This is a genomic window from Vibrio sp. 1159 (assembly GCF_033340395.1).
Taxonomy (GTDB): domain Bacteria; phylum Pseudomonadota; class Gammaproteobacteria; order Enterobacterales; family Vibrionaceae; genus Vibrio; species Vibrio alginolyticus.
The window spans coordinates 37319-61068 of the sequence record NZ_JAWOWL010000005.1 but is presented as its reverse complement, the minus strand read 5'-3'; the positions used below and the strand labels follow the sequence as shown (position 1 = coordinate 61068).

General features: G+C 44.8%; 17 protein-coding genes. 8 read left to right on the top strand and 9 right to left on the bottom strand.

Annotated features, from left to right (window positions below):
• The first annotated feature begins 60 nt into the window (after window positions 1-60).
• The gene (gene serC / locus R7127_RS06155; protein WP_005378000.1) at window positions 61-1155 is read left to right on the top strand and encodes a 3-phosphoserine/phosphohydroxythreonine transaminase; all 1095 of its coding nucleotides are present in this window, start codon (window positions 61-63) and stop codon (window positions 1153-1155) included.
• An 83-nt stretch (window positions 1156-1238) separates the two neighbouring features.
• Window positions 1239-2570: a D-serine ammonia-lyase gene (locus tag R7127_RS06150; protein WP_170897145.1), complete on the top strand. Its 1332-nt coding sequence runs from the start codon at window positions 1239-1241 to the stop codon at window positions 2568-2570.
• 97 nt (window positions 2571-2667) lie between these two features.
• Here the strand turns inward: R7127_RS06150 and cydC are convergent, their stop codons facing one another.
• The 3 genes from cydC to trxB all read right to left on the bottom strand — a co-directional run bounded on the left by cydC (window position 2668) and on the right by trxB (window position 7232).
• Entirely contained in the window at window positions 2668-4389 is a 1722-nt protein-coding gene (gene cydC / locus R7127_RS06145) for a heme ABC transporter ATP-binding protein/permease CydC (protein ID WP_170897144.1), read from the bottom strand.
• Window positions 4382-6169: a heme ABC transporter permease/ATP-binding protein CydD gene (cydD, locus tag R7127_RS06140; protein ID WP_042521981.1), complete on the bottom strand. Its 1788-nt coding sequence runs from the start codon at window positions 6167-6169 to the stop codon at window positions 4382-4384. Before cydD ends, cydC begins: the two co-directional genes overlap by 8 nt.
• A 103-nt stretch (window positions 6170-6272) precedes the next feature.
• Entirely contained in the window at window positions 6273-7232 is a 960-nt protein-coding gene (gene trxB / locus R7127_RS06135) for a thioredoxin-disulfide reductase (RefSeq protein WP_005377991.1), read from the bottom strand.
• Window positions 7233-7591: 359 nt separating this feature from the next.
• Here trxB and R7127_RS06130 point away from each other — a divergent pair, with 359 nt between their 5' ends.
• Entirely contained in the window at window positions 7592-8248 is a 657-nt protein-coding gene (locus R7127_RS06130) for a 2OG-Fe dioxygenase family protein (RefSeq protein ID WP_005377989.1), read from the top strand.
• Window positions 8232-9467 (top strand): cysteine desulfurase-like protein, encoded by a 1236-nt coding sequence (locus R7127_RS06125; protein ID WP_005377986.1) that lies wholly within the window; start codon window positions 8232-8234, stop codon window positions 9465-9467. Before R7127_RS06130 ends, R7127_RS06125 begins: the two co-directional genes overlap by 17 nt.
• Before the next feature lie 90 nt (window positions 9468-9557).
• On the opposite strand, the gene R7127_RS06120 is transcribed toward R7127_RS06125, so the two are convergent.
• Window positions 9558-10382, bottom strand: coding sequence for a DUF2797 domain-containing protein (locus R7127_RS06120; RefSeq protein WP_005377984.1), 825 nt, complete (start codon window positions 10380-10382; stop codon window positions 9558-9560).
• A gap of 336 nt (window positions 10383-10718) precedes the next feature.
• On the opposite strand from R7127_RS06120, the gene R7127_RS06115 reads away from it, so the two are divergent.
• Window positions 10719-12038, top strand: coding sequence for a GGDEF domain-containing protein (locus R7127_RS06115; RefSeq protein ID WP_054574049.1), 1320 nt, complete (start codon window positions 10719-10721; stop codon window positions 12036-12038).
• A 161-nt stretch (window positions 12039-12199) separates the two neighbouring features.
• On the opposite strand, the gene R7127_RS06110 is transcribed toward R7127_RS06115, so the two are convergent.
• The 3 genes from R7127_RS06110 to R7127_RS06100 form a co-directional block, all read right to left on the bottom strand.
• Window positions 12200-13570, bottom strand: a complete 1371-nt coding sequence (locus R7127_RS06110) for an SLC13 family permease (protein ID WP_005377981.1) — start codon at window positions 13568-13570, stop codon at window positions 12200-12202.
• Window positions 13571-13790: 220 nt separating this feature from the next.
• Window positions 13791-14525 carry a vancomycin high temperature exclusion protein gene (locus R7127_RS06105; protein WP_258516240.1) on the bottom strand — a complete coding sequence of 245 codons (735 nt, stop codon included), beginning with the start codon at window positions 14523-14525 and terminating at the stop codon, window positions 13791-13793.
• 154 nt (window positions 14526-14679) lie between these two features.
• Window positions 14680-16368: an NAD-dependent malic enzyme gene (locus R7127_RS06100; protein WP_005377977.1), complete on the bottom strand. Its 1689-nt coding sequence runs from the start codon at window positions 16366-16368 to the stop codon at window positions 14680-14682.
• Between the two features lie 213 nt (window positions 16369-16581).
• Here R7127_RS06100 and R7127_RS06095 point away from each other — a divergent pair, with 213 nt between their 5' ends.
• The 3 genes from R7127_RS06095 (at window position 16582) to R7127_RS06085 (ending at window position 21606) form a co-directional block, all read left to right on the top strand.
• Window positions 16582-18936, top strand: a complete 2355-nt coding sequence (locus R7127_RS06095) for a helicase-related protein (RefSeq protein WP_170893868.1) — start codon at window positions 16582-16584, stop codon at window positions 18934-18936.
• A 288-nt stretch (window positions 18937-19224) separates the two neighbouring features.
• Entirely contained in the window at window positions 19225-19602 is a 378-nt protein-coding gene (locus R7127_RS06090; protein WP_005377965.1) for a hypothetical protein, read from the top strand.
• Between the two features lie 330 nt (window positions 19603-19932).
• Complete coding sequence (locus R7127_RS06085) at window positions 19933-21606, top strand: alkaline phosphatase D family protein (RefSeq protein ID WP_213895495.1); 1674 nt, start codon at window positions 19933-19935, stop codon at window positions 21604-21606.
• Between the two features lie 79 nt (window positions 21607-21685).
• Here the strand turns inward: R7127_RS06085 and R7127_RS06080 are convergent, their stop codons facing one another.
• Window positions 21686-22789 carry a phosphoribosylaminoimidazolesuccinocarboxamide synthase gene (locus R7127_RS06080; protein WP_182039659.1) on the bottom strand — a complete coding sequence of 368 codons (1104 nt, stop codon included), beginning with the start codon at window positions 22787-22789 and terminating at the stop codon, window positions 21686-21688.
• A gap of 204 nt (window positions 22790-22993) precedes the next feature.
• Window positions 22994-23386, bottom strand: coding sequence for a SulA-like leucine-rich domain-containing protein (locus R7127_RS06075; RefSeq protein WP_005377962.1), 393 nt, complete (start codon window positions 23384-23386; stop codon window positions 22994-22996).
• Window positions 23387-23750: the final 364 nt, after the last annotated feature.

Here is a 23750-nt window from a genome sequence, read left to right as displayed (position 1 = left end):
ATCACTGCGAAAACGTGATATTAATTTCGTAATATTTACATAGCAGGAGCAATGAGCATCATGGAACAAAATACGGACAACGTATTTAACTTCAGTGCAGGGCCAGCAGGTCTGCCTAAAGCAGTTATGCAGCAAGCACAACAGGAACTAATCGATTGGCAAGGCCTTGGTACTTCGGTCATGGAAATCAGCCACCGAAGCAAAGAGTTCATCAAAGTTGCAGAAGAAGCCGAGCAGGATTTACGTGATCTTCTGAATATTCCGGACAACTATAAAGTACTGTTCTGCCAAGGTGGTGCTCGTGCTCAGTTTGCTGCTGTTCCTCTAAACTTACTTGGTGATGCCGATACGGCAACTTACATCGATGGTGGTTATTGGGCTGAAAGCGCGGTAGCTGAAGCGAAAAAATACTGCGAACCAGACGTGTTTGATGCAAAAACAGAAATCAACGGGAAAGTCGCGGTTCTACCTGCAAGTGAATGGAAAATTGCTCCAGAAGCGGCTTACGTTCACTTCTGTCCAAATGAGACCATTGATGGTATTGAGATTAACGATCTTCCTATCACCGACAAACCGATTGTTGCTGACATGTCTTCGACAATTCTTTCTCGTGAAATTGATGTGTCGAAATACGGTGTGATTTACGCGGGCGCTCAGAAAAATATTGGTCCTTCCGGCATTGCTATTGCTATCGTGCGCGATGATTTATTAGGTATGGCGAAGCAGGTACTACCAAGTATCTTGGATTACACTGTTTTGGCAGAAAAAGAATCAATGTTCAACACGCCACCAACCTTTGCATGGTACCTGTCTGGTCTTGTTTTCAAATGGCTGAAGGCACAGGGCGGAGTAAAAGCGATTGAGCAAGTGAACCGCGCTAAAGCCGCGCTACTGTATGATTACATCGATCAGTCTGATTTCTACCGTAATGGCGTGCACTCAGCAAACCGTTCTTTGATGAACGTGCCATTTCAACTTGCTAAGCCTGAACTAGATGCAACCTTCCTTGAGCTAGCAGACTCTAAAGGGCTGAAAGCGCTAAAAGGTCATCGAGCAGTTGGTGGTATGCGAGCATCCATTTACAACGCAATGCCGCTAGAAGGTGTTCAAGCGTTAGTAGACTTCATGCAAGAGTTTGAGAAAAACTACGCGTAAGCTCAAACTGATAGTTGTTCTCCAAAGCGTCGCTATTGCGGCGCTTTTGTTTATCTCAACTCACATCATTCTAGGAAGGTAAAATGACCAAGGCAAATATTGAAGCGCTGACTAAGCAGTTCCCACTCTTGGCAGCACTTATTGATCTTGAAGAGGTTTGTTGGTTCAACCCCCATATCACTTCCTTGGAGGAAGGCTTACCTCATGTCGGGTTAGATGAAAAAGATATTCAAGCGGCGAGTGAACGGCTAACAAGATTTGCGCCTTATTTGATGAAAGCGTTTCCCGAAACGGAAACGTCGCGTGGCATTATTGAGTCCCCAGTGGTGGATATTCCCAATATGAAAGTGCGTTTGGAGCAGCAATACGACACACCAATATTGGGCCATTTAATGCTCAAAAAAGACAGTCATTTGCCAATTTCTGGTTCGATCAAAGCGAGAGGTGGTATTTATGAAGTGCTCACTCATGCAGAAAAGTTGGCGTTTGAAGCCGGCTTGCTCTGTGAAAGCGATGATTACAGCAAATTGTTCAGCAATGAGTTTCGGCAGTTTTTTAAGCAGTACAGTATTGCAGTTGGCTCAACCGGCAATCTTGGTATGTCCATCGGCATCATGAGTGCGAAGCTGGGTTTTTCAGTTTCAGTCCACATGTCTGCGGATGCGCGGGAATGGAAGAAAAATAAGCTCCGGTCACATGGTGTTAATGTCGTAGAGCACCAAGAAGATTATGGTATTGCTGTCGAGCAAGGTCGTAAAGAGGCAGAAAAAGATCCCAACTGTTTCTTTATCGATGATGAAAACTCACGGACGCTGTTTCTAGGTTACTCTGTTGCGGGTGAGCGTCTTAAGCAGCAATTTGATGACTTGGGAATCGTGGTTGATGGGCATCATCCATTGTTTGTTTATCTTCCTTGTGGTGTTGGCGGTGGACCTGGTGGGGTGGCATTTGGCTTGAAGGTAGCATTTGGCGAGCATGTCCACTGTATTTTCGCAGAGCCAACGCACTCACCGTGCATGCTGTTGGGCGTACATACAGGCTTGCATGACGATATTTCGGTACAAGATTTGGGTATCGATAACATCACCGCCGCTGATGGTTTGGCAGTCGGGCGTGCCTCGGGATTTGTCGGAAGAGCGATGGAAAGGCTACTTGATGGTTTTTACACCATTGATGACGCTCGTATGTATCACCACTTGGGTGAGTTAAGTGAACTGGAAGGTATTAATCTAGAGCCTTCTGCATTAGCCGGTATGATTGGGGCAGTGCACGTCTCGAATAACCATGCTTATCAGTCTCGAATGAAATTTGACGAAGAAAAACTCAAAAACGCAACGCATCTTGTTTGGGCAACAGGTGGGGGCATGGTTCCGGAAGATGAAATGGCGGCTTATCTCAAAAAATCTGGTCGGTAAATCAGCACTGTATACGTGCTTAATTAGGTAACTAATAATACAGGAATAACAAAAGGGCTCATCGTTTGATGAGCCCTTCTCGTCACTGAAAATCGAATTATAGAGATTGTAATAGCTGGTAGTAACGACCTTTTTGAGCGAGTAGCGTTGGATGGTCGCCTTGTTCGATGATCTCACCTTGTTCCATCAAACAGATGCTATCCATGCTTTCTAGCTCTATCAGTCGGTGTGTAATGAATACTACTGTCTTATTAGCAAAGTGTTCATTGAAAAGCGCCATCACTTTTTGTTCCGTACGCTTATCGAGGCCTTCAGTCGGTTCATCTAAGAGTAGGATTGGGGCATCACGTAGCAATGCTCGAGCAATACCGATTCGGCGTTTCTCACCACCAGATAACTGACGACCGCCGTCGCCTAACCAAGCGTCTAAACCTGGCTCTTCAAGAAGTCCGCCAAGCTCGACTTTTTGTAAAATAGTAGACAGTTGCTCATCACTTGCGTCCGGAGCGGCCATGAGTAAGTTGTCACGTAGTGTCCCGTTTAGTACATCTACGCGTTGACTGACCACAGTCATTGCTGCTCGCAGGTCCGACTCGCTCCAATCTTGCAGTTTTGTACCACCGATTCGAACTTCACCTTGGTTAACATCCCAGTAGCGGCAAAGAAGCTGAATCAGTGTTGATTTACCTGAACCTGTTTGACCTACAATTGCAGTTTTAGTGCCCAACGGTAGTGAGAGTGACAAGTCTTTCAGTACCTTTTGCTGACCGTCAGGGTAAGTAAAATCAATGTTGTCGAATTCAATGTCTAACGTTGTGGCTTTATGTTTCGACTGCTCAGGGAAGACGACGTCAGGTTCAGCCAAAATTACTTCATTTAAACGACGAGCAGAAGTCAACGTTTGACCGAGATATTGGAATGCGCTCGCGATAGGCATCAGAACCTCAAAGCTCGCCATGGTTGCAAACGCAAACAGCGCAATCCAAGGATCAGGAGCACGACCACCTACGCCGTCTGCAGCAAACCAAAGCATCACAACCAGTGTAAGGCCGTTCACCAGCATAAGCAGGCCTGAAGCCATGCCCGTTAAATTCGCGTTCACAAATTGGTTAGACAGCAACTGCTTCTGCTTCTCTAGAATGAGATTACGATAACGTTCTTCTGCTCCAAAGATACTCAGTTCACTGTAGCCTTGAAGCCAGTCCAGTGTCGCCACTCGCAATTGCGCTTTATGATGAGTGAGATTCTCGCCATTGTTTTTACCCAGTTTATAGAACAGTACTGGCCATACAAACAACATGACGGTAAGAATCGAGCCAAGCAGTAGGGCGAGATGCCAATCAAAGAAAGCCAGGACAGCCGTTAAACTCAATATGCCAAAAACACCAATCACGACAGGGCTGATAAGTCGAAGGTAAACGTGATCCATCGCATCTACGTCCGCTACTAGGCGGTTGAGCAGATCGGCATCACGCATCGTAGAAACACGACCCGGAATCAGTGGTGCAAGTTGCTTAAAGAAGAAGATACGTAGATCGGTAAGCAGCTTGAACGTTGCATTGTGGCTAACGACACGTTCTCCCCATCGACCTGCGGTTCGAGCCATTGCAGCGCCGCGTACCCCGGCACCTGGTAACATGTAGTTGAAGGTCTCACGAGCAACCGTCAAGCCTGCCACCGCTGCGGCTGAAATAAACCAACCTGATAGCGTTAATAAGCCAATAGATGCCGCTAAGGTCAGAAATGCCAGTAGCATACCTAGCGAAAGACCAAACCAGTGTTTCTTATAGAGTTTTAGATAAGGGAGTAAATCACGCATCTAAGTTCCCCTTGTCTGTTTCACGTTGTGCGAGGTTCGCTTCCAACATGTCTTTAAATAAGCCATCTTCTGTCGACAGTGTGGCGTAATCACCACGTTGAACAATCTGGCCGTCCTGCATAACAAGAATTTGCGATACGTTTTGTAAAGGCGCAAGTTGGTGAGTAATCATCAAATTCGTTGTGGCATGCGCATACTTGTTAATGCCTTCCATCACGAGTTTTTCACTGCGAGCATCTAAGCTTGCGGTTGGTTCATCTAATAACCAAAAACGACCATTTTGTAGCATGGCGCGAGCCAGTGCTAAACGCTGCGCTTGGCCGACAGATAAACCACCAGAACGATCAGATATCGGATAATCCAACCCATGCATTTCAACAAATTCAGCAGCGTGAGAGTCATTCAACACAGAATGTACGTCTGCATCCTGAACATTGTGCTTACCTAGTGTGATGTTATCTCGAATGCTACCGTGTAATAGCATCGGGTTTTGACCAATCCAGCTTACTGCCTCTCGCCATGTGGCTAGATCAAGTTGCGACAATTCACAACCATTAATCTTCAAGCTACCTTGATAAGGCATGAAACCGAGGATGGTGTTTACCAAGCTTGTTTTACCTGCGCCACTTGGTCCAACTAAAGCCGTACTTTTGTTGGCTTCAAGAGAGAAGGATAGGGGACCTGCGAGCTGCTTACCTTCCGGACTAAAAATGGTTAACTGGTTCGCTTCAATATGGATAGGGCTGTTTTTATCTAACGCTTGGGTACCATCTTTGATTTGATCGACTTCCAAATCCAGAAACTCGACAATGCTTTCTGCTGCCCCAACCGCTTGCTGTTTCGCATGATAGAACGTGCCCAAATCACGTAATGGCTGATAAAACTCTGGAGCAAGAATCAGAATGAACAAACCAGCAAAGAGCGTAACACCTGTGCCGTAGTAGCCGAAGTCCAGCTCCCCGATATAACTAAAGCCAAAGTAGACAGCGGTAATTGCGATAGAAATGGAAGTGAAAAACTCTAACACCGCAGAAGACAGAAACGCGATTTTCAGAACGTCCATGGTACGAGTACGAAAGACTTCTGAAGCACCCTTTAGCGTCTCAGTTTCAGATTTTGTTCTATCGAATAAGCGAATGGTTGTCATTGCTTGCAAGCGGTCATAAAAGTGACCCGACAAACGCTGCATCGCTTTAAAGTTTTTACGGTTTGCTTCTGCGGCTTTCATCCCAACCAGTGCCATGAAAATAGGCACTAGTGGTGCAGTGACCAGGAAGATCAAGCCTGCTGCCCAGTTTACTGGGAATACGACAACCAAAATGATGAAAGGCACTAGTACCGATAATGACATTTGAGGCAAGTAGCGTGAGAAGAAATCTTGCATATCTTCTACCTGCTCTAAGATGAGCGTTGCCCAACTGCCAGCAGGTTTGCCTTTGATGTAAGCTGGCCCAAGCTTATGAACTTTATCTAAAATGAGTTGGCGAATATAAACTCGAATTTGCTCCCCGCAACGGTAACCGGCAAGCTCTCGACCCCAGGTACAAGCAGCTCGACCGATAACCGTGCCACCGAGCCCAACAAAATGCCAAATGAGCTCGGCTTTGTCGACTTGGTCAATGATTAACTGGTGCAGAATGGAGGCGAGCAGGGCTGCTTGAGCCAATAAAAACACGCTTGAAAGTACGCCTAGGCCTATCGCAATCATAAGCCAGCGCTTGGCTAACTTACTTTGTTGCTTCAGCCACTTATTCAAGCTGCTTTGCTTTTTCTTATCCATCGTGAAGGCTTAATGATAATTGTTTTAATGAGGCGGTAGTATACAAAAGAAAACCCAGCGGGAATACCGCTGGGCTTTAAGGATATGACACAAATGTGAAAAGTTATTTGTCACCAAGTGAGTCTAAGAAACGTTCAGCATCTAATGCAGCCATACAACCTGTACCTGCAGAGGTGATCGCTTGACGGTAGTTGTGGTCCATTACGTCGCCAGCTGCAAATACACCTTCGATACTAGTTTGTGTTGCGTTGCCTTCAAGACCTGATTGAACGATGATGTAGCCATCTTTCATGTCTACTTGGCCTTCAAAGATTTGTGTGTTTGGCTGGTGACCAATTGCGATGAATGCACCCATTACATCGATATCTTCTGTCGCACCGCTGTTCACGTCTTTAATGCGGACGCCCGTTACGCCCATATCGTCACCCAGTACTTCATCGAGAGTGCGATCGGTATGAAGAACGATATTACCGCTTTCAACTTTATCCATCAGACGTTTCACAAGGATCTTCTCTGCGCGGAATGAATCGCGGCGGTGGATCAGGTGAACTTCTGACGCAATGTTAGATAGGTATAGCGCTTCTTCAACAGCCGTGTTACCACCGCCCACAACTGCAACTTTCTGATTACGGTAGAAGAAACCGTCACAGGTTGCACAAGCAGAAACGCCGCGACCTTTAAATGCTTCTTCAGACTCAAGGCCAAGGTATTTTGCTGATGCGCCGGTAGATATGATTAAGGCATCACAAGTGTACTCACCTGAGTCGCCTTTTAAACGAAATGGGCGTTGTGATAGCTCTACTTCATTGATGTGATCAAATACGATTTCAGTTTCAAAACGCTCGGCGTGTTCTTTCATGCGATCCATCAATGCTGGACCTGTCAGTCCCTCAGCATCGCCTGGCCAGTTTTCAACTTCAGTTGTGGTGGTTAGCTGACCACCTTGTTGCATTCCCGTCACAAGCACAGGGTTTAAGTTTGCACGCGCTGCGTAGACGGCAGCTGTGTATCCTGCAGGACCAGAACCAAGAATTAATAATTTACAGTGTTTTACGTCGCTCATTATGGCTCCAAAAAGGGCGTAACATTTCCCTCGATTGTATGGAAATTCTTAGTGCTTTAAAAGCATAAACAACGATTGTGATCGAATAATTGGTTATAGATTAGAACCCACTAAATATTGATTGAGAACGTTGACTTCTAGCATAAAATTCTATTCGTAGTAGAGAAGTCTAGTTTCAAATATTGTCAAAGCGTAAAACTGAAACATGGCTCTGTTTTTGTGGTTTGGTTTGGTTTGTTATGTTGTTTTCGTCGTTTTGTTGAAGCTATCAACGTTAAAAGCTGGTAATTGCAGAATATTTGCGTAACCTAGTGTGTAAATTAAATGTTAATTAATGTGCCTCATTAAAGGAGCAAATGATGTTACATTCACGTGAGAATACTCTACATTTAACACAGCTCAGCATGGCAGCAATTGAGCAGCTTTCCCCATCGTTTGAAGAACTGCCTCGTACCGAACATGCAGATGGTCAGTATCGACTACGACGTTATTCTGTGGTTGGCTTTGATAACGGCAAAGTCATCGACTTAAATAAAAATAGCTTTGTTCAATCCTCTGATATCAACCGATTTCAAGGTGATGTAGTAAGACAATTCGAGCCAATTGAGAAGGATATTCTTACCAGCGATGGATTTCGAGAAATGTGTGAATTGTTTGTCAATGCGAATCATCTGCCAAACGGTCAAGAAATAGAAATTCACCAAATCCGTATCAGGGCACTGGAAGAAGAAACCCAAGTAGCACCTGAAGGTGTGCACCAAGACGGTTTTGATCATATTGCAATGGTTGGTGTGGGACGCCATAACATCATCGGTGGCGACATCATGCTGTACAGCAGCCATAACCAAGCCCCATTTTTCCGTAAAGTGCTAGAAACCGGAGAGGTCGCAATCTTGGCTGATAGCAAGCTATGGCATAACGCGTGCCCAATCCGCTCTGTTATTGATGACGAAGCGGGCCATATGGATGTATTTGTACTTACTGCTACGGATAAGCGTAATGAACTTCAATCTTAATCAGATCAGAGAGCAATTTCCGGCGTTGGCTCAATACCACAACGACAAGCCCGTGACGTTTTTTGATGGTCCAGGTGGCTCACAAGTGCCTCAACCAGTACTAGACAGCATGGTTGGGTATTTAGGTCGTTTCAACGCTAACTTAGGCGGGCATTATTTTTCTAGCCAAGTGACCGTTGACGTAATGCAAAATGCGCGTGAGTCGGCTCAGGCTCTACTTAATGCCCCTTCATCTGGCAATATTGTCTTCGGTGCCAATATGACCTCACTAACCTTTCAGCTTAGTCGCGCGATTAGTCGAGATTGGCAAGCAGGAGATGAGATCATTGTCTCCGCTTTGGATCACTATTCAAATGTATCCAGCTGGCAGCAAGCGGCAGAAGATAAAGGCGTTACGGTTCATCAAGTTCGTATTAACGAAGAAGATTGTACGCTTGATATGGAGCATTTAAGCCGCCTTCTTTCTGATAAAACGCGCCTTGTCGCTGTGACTTATGCATCGAACACGACGGGCTCTATTGTGGATGTACAGCAAGTAGTCAGCATGGCGCACAATGTTGGGGCACAAGTTTATGTGGATGCCGTCCATTATGCGCCTCATCATTTGGTTGATGTTCAAGCGTTAGGTTGTGACTTTTTAGCTTGCTCAGCTTACAAGTTTTTCGGACCACACGTTGGTATTGCTTACATAGCCGATCAGTGGCTCCACAGTATTCGCCCTTACAAAGTCGAGCCTGCCACTAATATAGGCCCTGGTCGATTTGAAACAGGAACGCAAAGTTTTGAAGGTCTTGCTGGTGTCGTTTCTGCGGTTGAGTATCTGGCTCAATTTGGTGAAGTCGGTTTACCTCTTCGCCAACGATTGGAGCAAAGCTACCAACTGTATGAACAACATGAGCAGCGCTTGAGTGAGCGTTTCTTGCAGCGTTTGAATGCATTAGATGGTGTCAATCTATTCGGTATCGCAAAGGAAGATAGCCAACTCCGCACGCCAACTTTTGCGCTAACGTTTGACCGATATTCTCCAGAGTTCATCGCGAAAACACTGGGTGAACATAACATTTGTGTATGGAATGGTCACTTTTATGCGTTGGGCTTAGTTCGTCAACTTGGTTTAGAAGAATCGGGTGGTGTAGTGCGAATTGGTTGTATGCATTACAACACAATAGAAGAAGTCGATATGTTATTCGATGTGCTAGAAAGCATCCTTGACGCATAACTAACGATTTCTTCCTAATAGAAAAACAAAAGCTCGAGTCAAACTCGAGCTTTTTTCATTTTTATTTGAATCAACGCGTTCTGCAAGCGATTACTCACTAACTTCAACTTCATAGGAAGTGAATTTTCTTACATTAATAACGCCGGTATCAAAGATGAGGTATTGACCTTTGATGCCTTGCAAAGTGCCAGTAACAACCGGGTTTTTATCGAAGTTATGCGAAGTGATCTTCGTTGGGTGCTGTTGTACCGGGTAGCTAAGGTCGGTAATGCTTTCGTTTAATACTTCAATGGCATCTTCGCCGAATTGCTGTTTTATCTCGGCAATTTTCTCTTCGACTAAAGGCAATAGCTCAGCAAAACGGTCCTGCAATGCCATAGGTTCACCGTCACCTTTTAGCAGTGTGCGCCAATTGGTCTTGTCTGCGATATGTTTCGCCAGTTCAACTTCAATTAAACCGGAGATATGGCGAGTTTTTACTTTAAAAATTGGCAAGCCCTGAGTCGCGCCTTGGTCAATCCAACGAGTCGGGATTTGAGTATGACGAGTAATACCAACTTTTAAGCTGGATGTGTTGGACAGGTAGACAAAGTGATCCACCATGCAATTCTCTTCACCCCATTGTGGTTCGCGACAAGTCCCTTGATCGTAGTGGCAGGTCTCTGGCTTCATGATACACATGTCGCAGCTTGCTAGCTTTTTCATGCATACAAAACAGTGGCCTTGCGAATAACTCTTTTTCGTTTTCTTTCCACATGAGCAACAAAAAATATTGCCAGTGTGAGTCAGTGTGAGCGTTTTACCCAGAAACGGAGTTAAGTCGATTTCTTCCTCACCGACAGGAAGACGGTAGTTGACGGCACCGTCCAGAGAAGCACGCATTTTGTTTAGCGTGCCAGTTGCAATTAATGACATGACATTACTCATTATTGTGTTTTTGCACAGTATATACTGAAGTGGAGAAGAGATGCAGGGTTGACAGGAGCTTTAAAGTAAATGTCTTGCACTAAATTATTATGCATCGTGTTTTATTTTCTAAAAATTATGGCTGTGAAATGCTTCGCAAATAGAAGTTGAGCTGCACTTTTTAGAAATTTTAAAACGTGATAACGGTTCAAAATCCGTTACTATGTGTCGAAACTAAGAATTGAATGAGAAAGTGATTTTATTTCTTGATAAATCACCTTGATTTCATTTTTTGAAATTATTGAACCTCACGTATTGCATATAATCTCAGCAGGTCACTTGCCCATGAAGTGGATCCATAACTTTATCTTTGCTCTTTCTATTTGCACTATCAGTTTGGTTGCCCTTTATAGTGTGCTTGGCGATACGCGAAAGCTGACCATTACACCTGAGCATTTCAATATCTATGCAACTAAAGATGCCAGTGAAGGAGGTGTGAGTGAGGCTGATATCACATACGATCGGCAAAGCCTAGTTCTTAGCTGTGAACTAAAGCAGAGCTCGTATGCTTGGCCTTACTGCGGAATCTCGGTTTATACCGATTCAGCAACGCCAACACAGGGTATTGACCTTTCCAACTACCATACGATTCGATTGAAGGTGCGATATGAAGAGGCAGGAATAGGGGCTAACACTAGCCACGACCTACGTTTGTATCTTCGCAATTATAATTCTGAGTATTCCAAGCCGGACGACGAGTACACCATTAAATATAATGGCATGCAGTTTTCTCCGTCGGGTTCGATCGATATTGTCGAAATTCCGATTAAAAATCTTCAGGTGATGACCTGGTGGTTAGCAGATAACGGAGTCGCGATTGAACACTCTGCACCTGAATTTTCAAACATCACACGTATTGATATTGCAACTGGGTCTGGTGCGGCACTTGGTAAACATAGAATTGTGATTGATAAAATTGAGTTTGAAGGCGCTTACCTTGCGCAAGAAACATTGTTGTATGCATTATTACTCTCTTGGATGGCGCTTGGACTGGCTTTTTCACTGCATGAGTTACGAAAAAATAGAGTGGCTTATGAAAAAGCGCAAAAGCGTCACCGTCATTTGGAAAAGGTGAATGATACTTTGCGAGCTCAAAACTATGAGTTTGCAGAGTTAGCGCATCGAGATGCTTTGACGGGCGCGATGAACCGATATGCTGTGCAACACTGGCTGGAACAACAATCTCGTCAGGTTCGCTGGGGGCATAACACCTTCAGTATTCTCTATTTGGACTTGGATAAGTTTAAAAAGGTGAACGACAAATTTGGGCACCAAATGGGGGATGACATATTGCGCGAATTTGTCATGGTGGTAGCGACTTCTATTTACTCAGACGATCGACTCGTTCGTTGGGGCGGCGAAGAGTTTGTCGTATTTTGCCCTGATACCAATATTGAACAAGCGTTAGAGAAGGCAGAAATGATTCGCAAAAATGTGGAGGATCATTTGTGGGTGCACGGTGATTCATTAACTTGCAGTATTGGCGTTGCCCAAATGCAGAATGAACGCGTCTCAGAAACCATGGCGAGAGCTGACGAAGTGTTGTATCAGGCGAAGCGCAATGGCCGCAACCGAGTGGAAGCTCATTATGGTTTACTTGCTTGAGAAAAGAAGCAAGCCTGATAGCCGTTCACTGAAAGGAAAGAAAAAAGGTGGCCAACTGGCCACCAAGAGGGAAACTGCTGAACACCACTTAGGGGGGGAAGTTTGGGTTATCGATACGATTACCGTGAGCAGCAGTGTAGTGCTAATCGAACTTGCTATTTTTACCAGAACAACCAAGCGAAAAGCGTTAGTGCAGCAATACACGCAATGTTTAATACGAAACCAATTCGCATCATTTCTTTTTGCTTGATATGACCCGTACCGAACACAATCGCGTTTGGAGGTGTTGCAACTGGTAACATAAATGCACAAGATGCAGCGACGGCAATCAGTGCAGAAAGAATAACCGGAGACATGCCTAAGGCTTCTGCAATGGTCGCAAATACAGGGACAAGTAGCGCAGCACTGGCGGTGTTACTCGCAAACTCAGTCAAGAAGACAACAAAAGCAACCACTGCAAGAATCGTTAAGAGAATACCGGCTTGCTCAAGGAAGCCTGACAAGCTATGAGCCAAAAATACGCTTGTTCCGGTTGCTTTTAGGACGTTACTCAGACAGATACCACCACCAAATAGGATTAACACACCCCAGTCGGTTGTTTTCTCAATATCTTTCCACTCGACGGCGCGAGAAGCACCAAGTAGAAGGATGGCGCCAATAGCTACAAGAGTATCGAACTTCGCGAAGCCACCCAGCATAGCGTTAATAGGCTTACTGAATATCCACAACGTCACGGTCAGTAAGAAAATCGCCAACGTAATCATTTTGCCGTTTGTCCATTCGACTGGTTGATGGTCAAGGTCAAACTTGTGGCTAAGGTCAGGCTTAGTCATCGTGTACAATACGAGGATAGCGATTGGCATTAATACTAGGGAAATAGGTACACCAAACTTCATCCATTCAGTGAAGCTTAGGCCAACTTCAGCGGCTGCAATTGCGTTTGGTGGGCTACCAACCAGTGTTGCAATACCACCAATTGAAGCACTGTAAGCGATACCGAGTAGAACAAACAAAAAGGTGTTGTGGTTTTTCTTGGCGTCTAGCTTTGTCATCACACCCAGCACAAGCGGTAACATCATCGCGGCGGTGGCGGTGTTTGAAATCCACATTGACAGGCCAGCACTCACACCAAATAGCATGAATACAGCGACAGACATTTTTCCTCTTGCCAGCAATAGTACTTTATCTGCAATAGCTTGATCTAACTTTTGTTTATGTAGAGCCGCAGCTAGTGCAAAACCACCCAAAAATAGAAAAATGATGGAGTTGGAAAAGTTATTCAGTGCGGTTTGAGTGTTGAACACACCCAAAAATACCGCAAGTAGTGGTATGAGCAGCGCGGTAATGCTGACGTGAATCGCTTCGGTTAGCCACAGAATAGCAACAAAAACTAAGATGCTCAGGCCGGTTACTACTTGTGGTTCAAAGGGTAAGGTATTAAACAAGATAATGAACAATAGGATATTCGCGTTCAAAATCATGCTGTTGCGAGTGAAGAACCAATTCTTCAATGTCACAGCGAGTGCGGTCATGGGTAGTGCTCCTTTTGCATTGCCTTTTGTCGGTTTTTTTTATGGCAAAGTAACTGACTTGTAGTTATTTATTGATGAAATGTTACTTTGAATGCGAAAAAGAGTTTTGCCTGAATCGTAGAGCAAATTAGAAAGTGTGATGTTGAGAATTGGAAATGGGTAGAAAACTACCCATTTGTTTTATAGAAATGTTACTAGGCTTGTGAGCCACGTTATTCCTCTATTCGACGGGGACTTGAAGAGGCTCGTTAGCTGCTTTATTTGGCTCTTTTACTGCAACGATAGGTTCTTGAGGGCCAAGGAACTTAGGCTGCGTATTGATAATATACAGGTCTAAAAACGCTTTCACACGGGCTAGCAGTTCTCGAACACGCATCGATGTTTTTTGCTTGTTGGCCGTCGGCCCTGCTACCGCGAGACACTGTGCATCAATGCTGTAAGCATCAGCGATGAACAGTGCGCGTTCACAGTGAAAGCGCTGAGTCACAATCAGAAATCGCTCCGAAGCAAAAATTTTTTTTGCTCGTACAATCGAATCTAAGGTACGAAAGCCAGCATAATCAAGGTGAATCACTTCTTCAGGCACGCCTGCTTTAAGTAAGTCGCGTTTCATTGTCCACGGTTCGTTGTATGAACGGTGGGCGTTATCACCACTCAATAAAAACTGTTTTACTTTGCCTTGGTTGTAAAGCTCAATCGCCGCATTAATGCGATGAGTGTAGTAAGTGTTGAGGGTCTTTCCGATGTATTTACTGGTACCAAGAACTACGGCAACCTCATGTTGAGGGATTTGCTCGTATTCAGTGAAAATGCTCTCTTTGGCTTGTAAAACCACCCACCGGTCGATGGCAATAACAGAAACAAGCAGACTAAGTGCAGAGATCGACAAAATCAAAGCAAATCGCTTCCAGGAAAATTTCAGCTTCCACTTTGATCTTATGCGAGAAAACAACAAAACGTTTTATATCCTTAACTAAAAATGTAGTTCTCATCATATCTGATAGAAACAAAAAGAGAGAAGCCCATTTATGCCAAAATCTGGTTAGGATGATAAAAAAATAAAAGCCCCTACATGGTAGGGGCTAATTATTAAACGAATTGTCTCAAGCTTAGAACGCAGTGCGTTTGTAGCGGCGGTAAACAGGTTGCCAGAACGACTGTTCAATTGCCACGTTCAATGCTTCATCAGTAATTTCTAATGCGACACCTTGTTCAATTGCCTTTTTACCAACGGCAAATGCGATTTTTTTCGATACTAAGTGGATCTCTTCTAGTGGTGGAAGTAGAGCCCCACGACCGTTGATTGCTAGAGGAGAACATGTTGCGAGCGCGCGACTTGATTCCATTAGCATCTCGTCAGTGACACGTTTTGCATTGACAGCAAGTACACCAAGGCCAATGCCTGGGAAGATGTAGCTGTTGTTACATTGTGCAATAGGGTAAGTGCGACCTTCATGAACCACTGGCTCAAATGGGCTACCTGTCGCAACCAGTGCTTCACCATTTGTCCAACGAATGATGTCGTTCGGTGTCGCTTCCACGCGGCTTGTTGGGTTCGACAGTGGGAAGACAATCGGACGCTTACAGTGTTTATGCATTTCTTCGATGACTTCTTGGCTAAATAGGCCAGGAGCACCAGAAACACCAATTAGTACCGTTGGCTTGGCGTTACGCATAACATCGAGTAGTGAGAAGCCATTTCCTTCATTTTCCCACTCTTTCGTATTGGTATGCTTTTGCACCAAGCGTTGTTGGAAATCAAGAAGGTTAGGCATGCCTTCTTGTAACAGACCCCAACGGTCAACCATGTAAACTTGTGAGCGAGCTTGCTCGTCAGAAATTCCTTCCGATACCATTTGTGCGATGATCGCTTCTGCGATACCACAACCAGCAGACCCTGCGCCTAGGAAGGTAATACGTTGTTTAGAAAGCTGAGTTCCTGCTGCTTTACAAGCTGCAAGTAGAGAGCCAACAGTAACAGCTGCAGTACCCTGAATATCATCATTGAAGCAACACACGCGGTCTTTGTAACGCTCTAGAAGAGGCATCGCATTTTTCTGAGCAAAGTCTTCGAACTGGATCAAAGCATCAGGCCAACGGCGCTGTACCGCTTGGATAAACTCTTCTACAAATGCATCGTATTCTGCACCCGTAATACGAGGATGACGCCAACCCATGTACATCGGATCAGCTAAGCGTTGCGGGTTATTGGTACCCACATCAAGCACGATTGGTAGCGTGTAAGCAGGGCTGATACCACCACACGCGGTATATAGTGACAGTTTACCGATAGGAATACCCATGCCGCCGATACCCTGGTCACCCAAGCCAAGGATACGTTCGCCATCTGTCACAACAATCACTTTAACGTTGTGGTTTGCTGCGTTGTTCAGCAAGTCGTCAATACGGTCACGGTTCGGGTATGAAATGAACAGACCGCGACCACGACGGTAAATGTTAGAGAAGTTTTCACATGCTGCGCCAACAGTCGGCGTGTAGATGATAGGCATCATCTCAGAAATGTGATTTTGCACTAGGCGGTAATACAATGTTTCGTTGGTGTCTTGGATATTACGCAGATAAATGTGTTTATCCATATCGCTTTCGAAACTTTTGTATTGCTGGTAGGCACGTTCCACCTGCTCTTGGATAGTTTCGGTCGACTCTGGAAGCAGACCTTCTAAGTTGAATGAACTACGTTCTTCAGCAGAGAATGCACTGCCTTTGTTCAAAAGAGGGGTTGCTAAAAGAGCCGGACCCGCATATGGAATATATAGTGGGCGTTTATCGTTGTTCATTGGGTGCCTTATGTAGGGTTGAAGGATGCGCACCAAATTTTAACGGGTTCACTATTTAGTTGTAAACATGCGTTGATGCACATCAATGTAATGTCGCAAAAAAATTCAGATACCGACGAAAATATCGGCAATATTGGTTGTTTAGAGATACCTAAAGCAGGATTTTTTTACTTGGGTATAATGTTTTGCATCATCAAATCAAATCCAATTTCTATGTTTCAACTACCTATCGACAGCCTGCAAGCCGAGTTTGACCATCATGTAAGCCTTAACCATCTTGTGGTGGAAGCCGAAACCGGGTCGGGTAAATCTACCCGCTTGCCCATGTGGGCGGCAAAACACGGACGCGTTCTGGTTATTGAACCACGTCGAATTGCTTGTACCTCGCTGGCTGAATTTCTTGCGGAGCAATCTGGAGAGCCAATAGGTCGCAAAGTCGGTTACGCGATCAAGCTTCATGCCTATTTTGATGAAAAAACCGAAGTTGTATTTGTCACTCCGGGGGTTGCACTGCGTTGGTTTTCGGAAAACAAGCTAGCAGACTTTGATGTCGTGATAGTGGACGAATTTCACGAGCGACGCTGGGATATTGATCTATTAACCGCCATTTTGAAGCAAGAAAATCAACATCGATTGATCGTCACTTCCGCTACCTTAGAAGGCGAAAAGCTTGCTCGTTACCTGAATGCTAAGCGCCTGAGTTCGGAGGGACGTTGCTTTCCAGTCACGGTGACACATCGTTCTACAGACAGCCGCTATTTACCGAACAAAAAGGGATGTGAACAGGAGGTTGTCGGAGCGGTAAAAGAAGCACTGGAAGATGAAGATGGCGATATTCTTGTTTTTCTCCCAGGACGTAAAGAGATCGCCCAATGCGCGCAGATGCTACAAAGCAGCAGTGATGTCATGGTGGTTAAACTTCATGCCTCGGTCAGTGATGCAGAACGACATCGTGCGCTGACGGTACAAAAGCAACGGAAAGTCGTATTGGCAACCAACGTCGCGGAAACCTCTCTGACCATTCCTAATATCCGGGTGGTAATCGATAGCGGCTTAGAGCGCAGAACTGTACAACGAAATGGACGTACAGCACTGACGTTAACCAACATTTCTAAGGCCAGTGCCGCGCAGCGAATGGGGCGAGCAGGTCGCGTTACCGAAGGGGCTTGTATTCGTCTATATGGTGAGCACGCGCCTTTAGAGTTGGTGACACCTCCAGAATTACACAGAGAAGAGCTCGTCGAGCCCATGCTGGCAGCGGCTTGTTGTGGGTACCGTCTCTCAACACTCGATTTTCTCGACTCAATTCCCCCAAAGTCGCTAGAGGCATCTCATTCGACGTTGTTATCCATGGAAGCGATTGATGAGGATGGCAATGTCACGCAGCACGGGAGAAAAGTATATCCACTACCCATTGATGCACTGTTTGCCGATCTCGTTACCAGAATTCAAGCGAAGACAGAGAAGGAAGCAATGATTGACTTGGCAGCAGCATTATCTGTGCCTGCTCAACTCTATCAGCGACAAAGTGGTGAAGTCGCTGAGCTTCTATCTCAAGAGGAACCATACGGGTGTGATGCCTCTTTGCTTATCCGTTTGGTTCGGGGGGAGCGACTTCCGGGCATTGTCATTGATGCCAGCGCACTCGAAGAGGCGCAAGGTTTAGCGAAACAAATGCGAGAAGCATTTGAATTACCGGAACTTGACGTTGCCTCTCGATATAAACGTGAAGCGCTCTTTTTCTCCATCGCCTCATTGCACCCTGAGCTTGTGTTTGTCCGACGAGCTCGTCGAAGGGATGCTCTAGGAAATGGCGTAGTCGAGATGCTGGTTGGGCGTAACAGCCGCTTTCCTGATAAAGAAGAAGCGGCCATCGTGCTAGATAGCCATAGCGTGCCAGGACGAGGTGTTAAGCAAACACTAAACCTCGCATCGGTTATGATGCCTATCCCGCTGACGTTATTACGCGAACTTGAGCTAGGGGAGTGGCAACAAGGTGAGACGAATTATGAAGAGGAGACCCCAAGAGCAACGATGCATTTTGTCTACGCCGGACGAACAATCTGTACTGAACATCAAGCGTTAAAAGGTGATGTTGCTGTTCAGTCTATTGTCGAAATGATAGAAGACGAGACACTGTTACCAGGTTTTGCTTCTCAAAGAAAACAGCAAATCCAACACTGGAAACTCTACAACGCACTGGGCCTTAATGTCGAAGGAGAAGAGGTTAACGACTTGGCCTCCTTGACATTTTCTAGCTGGTTAAAGGATCAGTTGGAAACATTAGGCGTTGAAAACATCGATGATATGGCGTTGTTTGAACCAGAAGACTTAACATTTAATGGTGTTCCAGAATGGGAATACGACGATTTCACGGAGCAGTACCCTTTAGAACTTTCGCTGCCAGAACTCCAACTAGATGTCGAGTATTACGCGTCTCGCAAGCTGGTACAGGTCGTTTATCGAGAGGGAAACCGAAAGGGAGGCCCGAAGCGTTGGGAGCTGCCACGTTGGGCGGGTTGGAAGATACAGTATAAAAAGGCCAGTCGAGTGATTGATGTGAAGTAGGTCGGCGGATGACGTTGTGACAAGAATTGATATTTTCTTGGTGAATCTATAATGATTTCATATTGATAGCGTTACTTGCGTGTTGTTTTTAGTTTCTTAATTGAAATATTAATCAATTGAATGCTTATATATGGCGAAGCTGTACATCAGTTGTTACAAAGCTGGTTTTAATATTTCCTTTTGTATGTAAATTAGGGCATAAAAGACGAATGTTTTATATCCCATTGCTATATCAAAACAGTTGAACGATATTTGGTATATCTCATTTTCGAGTGTCGGGGGCATAGAATGGATCAACAAGGAAAGACGTGCATTGAATTCGACTACACTAGCTTTTTAGGAGCGACAGGTAGTAAAAAATGGACCTTTTTAGAGGCATTTGCCACCATAGCGCCTATTTTCGGTTTGATGTGGAAACAGAACATTGCGGAATTGAGCAAGCCTGAAGATCGGTTGTGGGATGCCGCATTAAAATCGATGTCTTCTCGTAAAAGTGATGAATCCAATTTGGTCCGCTTAACCCAGTTAGCTAAACATGAAGGGATCAATGAATTGCGAGTCGTTATGCCATATTCGCTCGATGTTCAGCAAATCGAGTACATAGAATCTCGCAGTCAGTTGAAGGTGGATACGTCAGAACAAGATGTCCTTAACATCAAGTTTTAGGCTGAGCATTTCCACTTCATCGATGTACCACTTAACAATAGTGCAATGAAAAGCGACCTCAAAGTAGGTCGCTTTTTTATTTTGAGGTTTTTGTCACAGGTCTTAGGAAGTGTGATGAATATAGAGTATTTGCACTTAAATTAACAAAAATGTAACGTTTGGAAATGCAATTGTCATAACTAGCTTCTAACTTTGTGTTTTTAGGACAAATTATCGACTAAGTGGTTGGTACTGTAAGTTCGAATTAACGTCCCTTATTGGCATACAAGGATGATCGAGTCACCACGTCATTTGGGCATAAAAACAAACACAATAAGAAAGGAAGTCAATATGTCTTTGTCTCGTCGAGACTTTATGAAAGCTGCCTCTTCAACGGCGATTGTTACCGGGCTGGTGGGCTGTGGTAGCGATGCTAGTGAATCTGTTGCGGTTACCTTTGAGCACGGAGTGGCGAGTGGAGATCCTACTCAAACACAAGTAATCATTTGGACTCGTGTTACAACCTCAGCGAGCTACGCAGATGTAAGCTGGCAAGTTTCTTCTAATGAAAATTTTACTGATATCGTACAAAGTGGCACTTTTGCCACGGACACGAGCCGAGATTTCACGGTAAAAGTCGATGTTCAAAATCTCAACGCAAATTCTCGTTACTACTATCGATTCATGGTTGGAGATGTCACTAGCGAAGTCGGGCAAACTCAAACATTACCAGAGGATGGTGTAGAAAAGGCATCCATGGCGGTTGTTTCTTGCGCAAACTATCCTGCTGGTTACTTCCATGTGTATCGAGAGATCTTAAATCAACATGAGCAAGAACCGTTTGATGTGGTACTTCATCTCGGTGATTACATTTATGAGTATGGGGCTGGTGGCTACGCTAGTGAAGATGCTGAGGCACTAGTGCGAGAGCCAAGCAAAGGCACTGAATGCATTACCTTAGATGATTACCGAAAACGGTATGCGCAATATCGCCAAGATGCTGATCTGCAAGCGTTACATGCGAGCCTACCAATGATTGCAGTCTGGGATGACCATGAGCTTGCAAATGATAGTTGGAAAAATGGTGCGGAAAACCATCAAGAAGAGGAAGGCAGCTTTAATGATCGTCGTGCAGCTGCGGCTGCCGCGTGGACAGAATGGTTGCCCGTTCGTGAAAACACTTTCTCAAACATGCTGATTTACCGTCAGTTTTCGTTTGGAAGTTTAGTCAATTTGATGATGCTCGACACGCGACTTGTGGGGCGTGATAAACCGTTGGATTATTTCTCGCTCAGCTCACCAACGATGGAAGCTATTGGCGGTTTAGTTGCTCAGTCGCGCAGTCAAGACCGAGAGCTGTTAGGCGGTGACCAACTCGCTTGGCTGATGGATGCGTTCAGTACGCACGACGCAACTTGGAATGTGCTAGGGCAACAAGTGTTAATGTCTCGTATGGAGTTGCCAAGTTCGGTTATGACCGCGATGTTTCAATTGTTTACTGCCACTGAAGAACAAAAAACAGAGGCGTTATTAGCGGTAAACTCTGCGATTACGGGTTATCTCTCTGACCCAAGTTTAGATACCATTGCTTTGCCATATAACCTAGATGCATGGGATGGTTACTACGTTGAGCGAGAGAACGTTTATCAACTGGCCAAAGCCAGCAGTGGTAACTTTGTCTGTTTGGCAGGAGATACGCACAATGCATGGGCAAGTGAGCTTAAAGACGTATCTAAGCATCCTATCGGGGTAGAGTTTGCGACTAGCTCTGTGAGTTCCCCTGGGTTAGAGGCCTACCTCGCGTTAGACCCTGTCGCGATCGCTCAAATGGAATACACGCTGCCGCACTTAGTGTCAGAATTACAGTGGGCAGACATCAAACAGCGTGGCTTTATGCGCGTTACTTTTACGCCCGACAAGGCAGAGTCGACCTGGTATTTCGTATCAACGATTAAAGACAAAACATATCAGGTGACGACCAAGTCAGCCTCCACAACTGATGGTACTACGTTAAATATCGGCTAAAATGAGCCTAATACGAAAAAAGTCCGCAGGCTATTGCGGACTTTTTATTGGAAAGCGTTTAGCTAATCTAGCGACAGTGCTAGTCAATCAATCCGTATTCTTTGCTCAGAACCTCGATGATTTCCGCTTTCGGATTCTCACTCAAATGAATCGGTTTGCCTGTAATCTTCTCGGCAATACCAATGTAAGTGCTCGAAATCGCCATCAAAGATTCGACGGGCAAAGCATTATCACGAGCGAGAGCTTCGCGCTCAGGCATACGTTCTTTGTTTAGCAAGATATCTGGGTCAGGGAAGTGGTTAAGTAGGAACTGGCGGAAACCTTCTTTTGAGTTCTCTACGATGTGACCTGCTTGGTACTCTTTAGCATCCCATATACGAGACGAGTCTGGTGTACCCACTTCATCCATGTAAATCAGCTTTTCATTGCCAGCAGCATCATGAACATAACCAAATTCGAATTTGGTATCGACAAAGATTTGGTCAATTGCTTCTAATGCTTGGCTGATAACGTTAAAGCCTTCTTTCAGCAGTTTTTCGTAGAGTGCGATATCGTCCGCACTTGAGAAGTTAAATGCTTCGTAGTTGTCTACGATATCTTGACGAGTAATATTAACGTCATCCGCTTCTGGCACACCGGGAATGCCTTTTAGAATGCCTTTTGTGGATGGGGTCATTAGCAACTCTGGCAGTGCTTTGTCTTTTTCTAACCCTTCAGGAAGTTGGATTCCACAAAACTCGCGCTCGCCATTTGCGTAAGCGCGCCACATCGAACCCGTGATGTATTTGCGGCAGATGGCTTCGATTTTTACCGGTTTGGCTTTTTGTACAATCCAAACAAAAGGGTGAGGAATGTCTAGAATATGGCTATCTGCTAAGCCATTTTCTTTGAACAGTTTGAACCAGTGATTAGAAATCGCATTAAGCGCAGCCCCTTTACCCGGGACACCATTAAGACCACCTTCAGCATGCCAAATACAATCGAACGCAGAGATTCGGTCGCTAATCACCATGATAGCCAAAGGCGCATCTGGCGCGACATTGTATCCTTTTTCTTTGATCAGTCGGGCGCTGTCTTCATCAGTTAACCAGTAAACTGAACGAACTTTTCCACTATGAACGGGTTTATGGGTGCGAATTGGCAGGTCGTCATTGACGGCAAGTACTTGATTAGCAAGGCTCATTGCGACATTCCTATCATCTTAATCAAACGTCAGAAAGAGAAGATATTCAGCAAAATGTGGGCGCTGAATAAATCGAATGTGGGCATCATACCAGAACTATTTTAACTCGCCAGAGAAAAAGCAAACGTTTGCCTGTTTTCTTTAATACAAAAAAATGCCCCCTTAAAAAGGAGGCGAGATGCAGGATGGATAACGTCGATCTTGTTAGTGGTACTTATTAACTCTGCCTTCGACGAAAAAGACTTCACACTGATAGCGCTGCGCCATGTCGCGCAACATAGATTGATTCATAAGTGCAATTTTATTGGATGCGACAACAGCACTGGCATTGCCTGATCGGATGGCTTTTATCACGATCTCGACTTCTGAAAGCTGTTGAGAGGGCTTCATTTGAATAACGTTTTTACAGCAAATATTAGAAGCAGTGAGTTGTTCAAAGTCTGGACGAGGGCAGTCTGCTGTAAACAAAATCCATTGTTTCTGCTGCGATAAAACAGCCAGCTTAGATAGAAGCTGATCCGAAACGGCCATGGGCTTAGTTGCTTGTGCCAATACGTTGTAACGAGAGTATGTATGAGATTGACTTTGTAACTGCATCTTACTGTTCCTTTATACAGGCTGTATGTCTATACAGTAGTTTGTTTTGGCGACCTGATCAACCAGTTTCTCAAAAGTTATTTGCGGTTTTTTGAAAAGGAAATAAAAGAATTTTACTTTAAGTGATTGAATTTATTTGTTTATTTTTCATTTCTGATATGTCTAACATCAATTTAAAAATGTGAGGTGAGTAGAAAGTTGGACGAGAGACATACAGGGGTTTACTACTGTATATACAGGTGTTTTTCACGGACAGTGGTTTGTATACAGTGGAAGAGGGCTGATAACCGATGCGACATGCTATGTAGGATAGGAGGGAATACGAGATAGAGATTGGAAATAGGCTTGGGAGATCAAAAAAGCG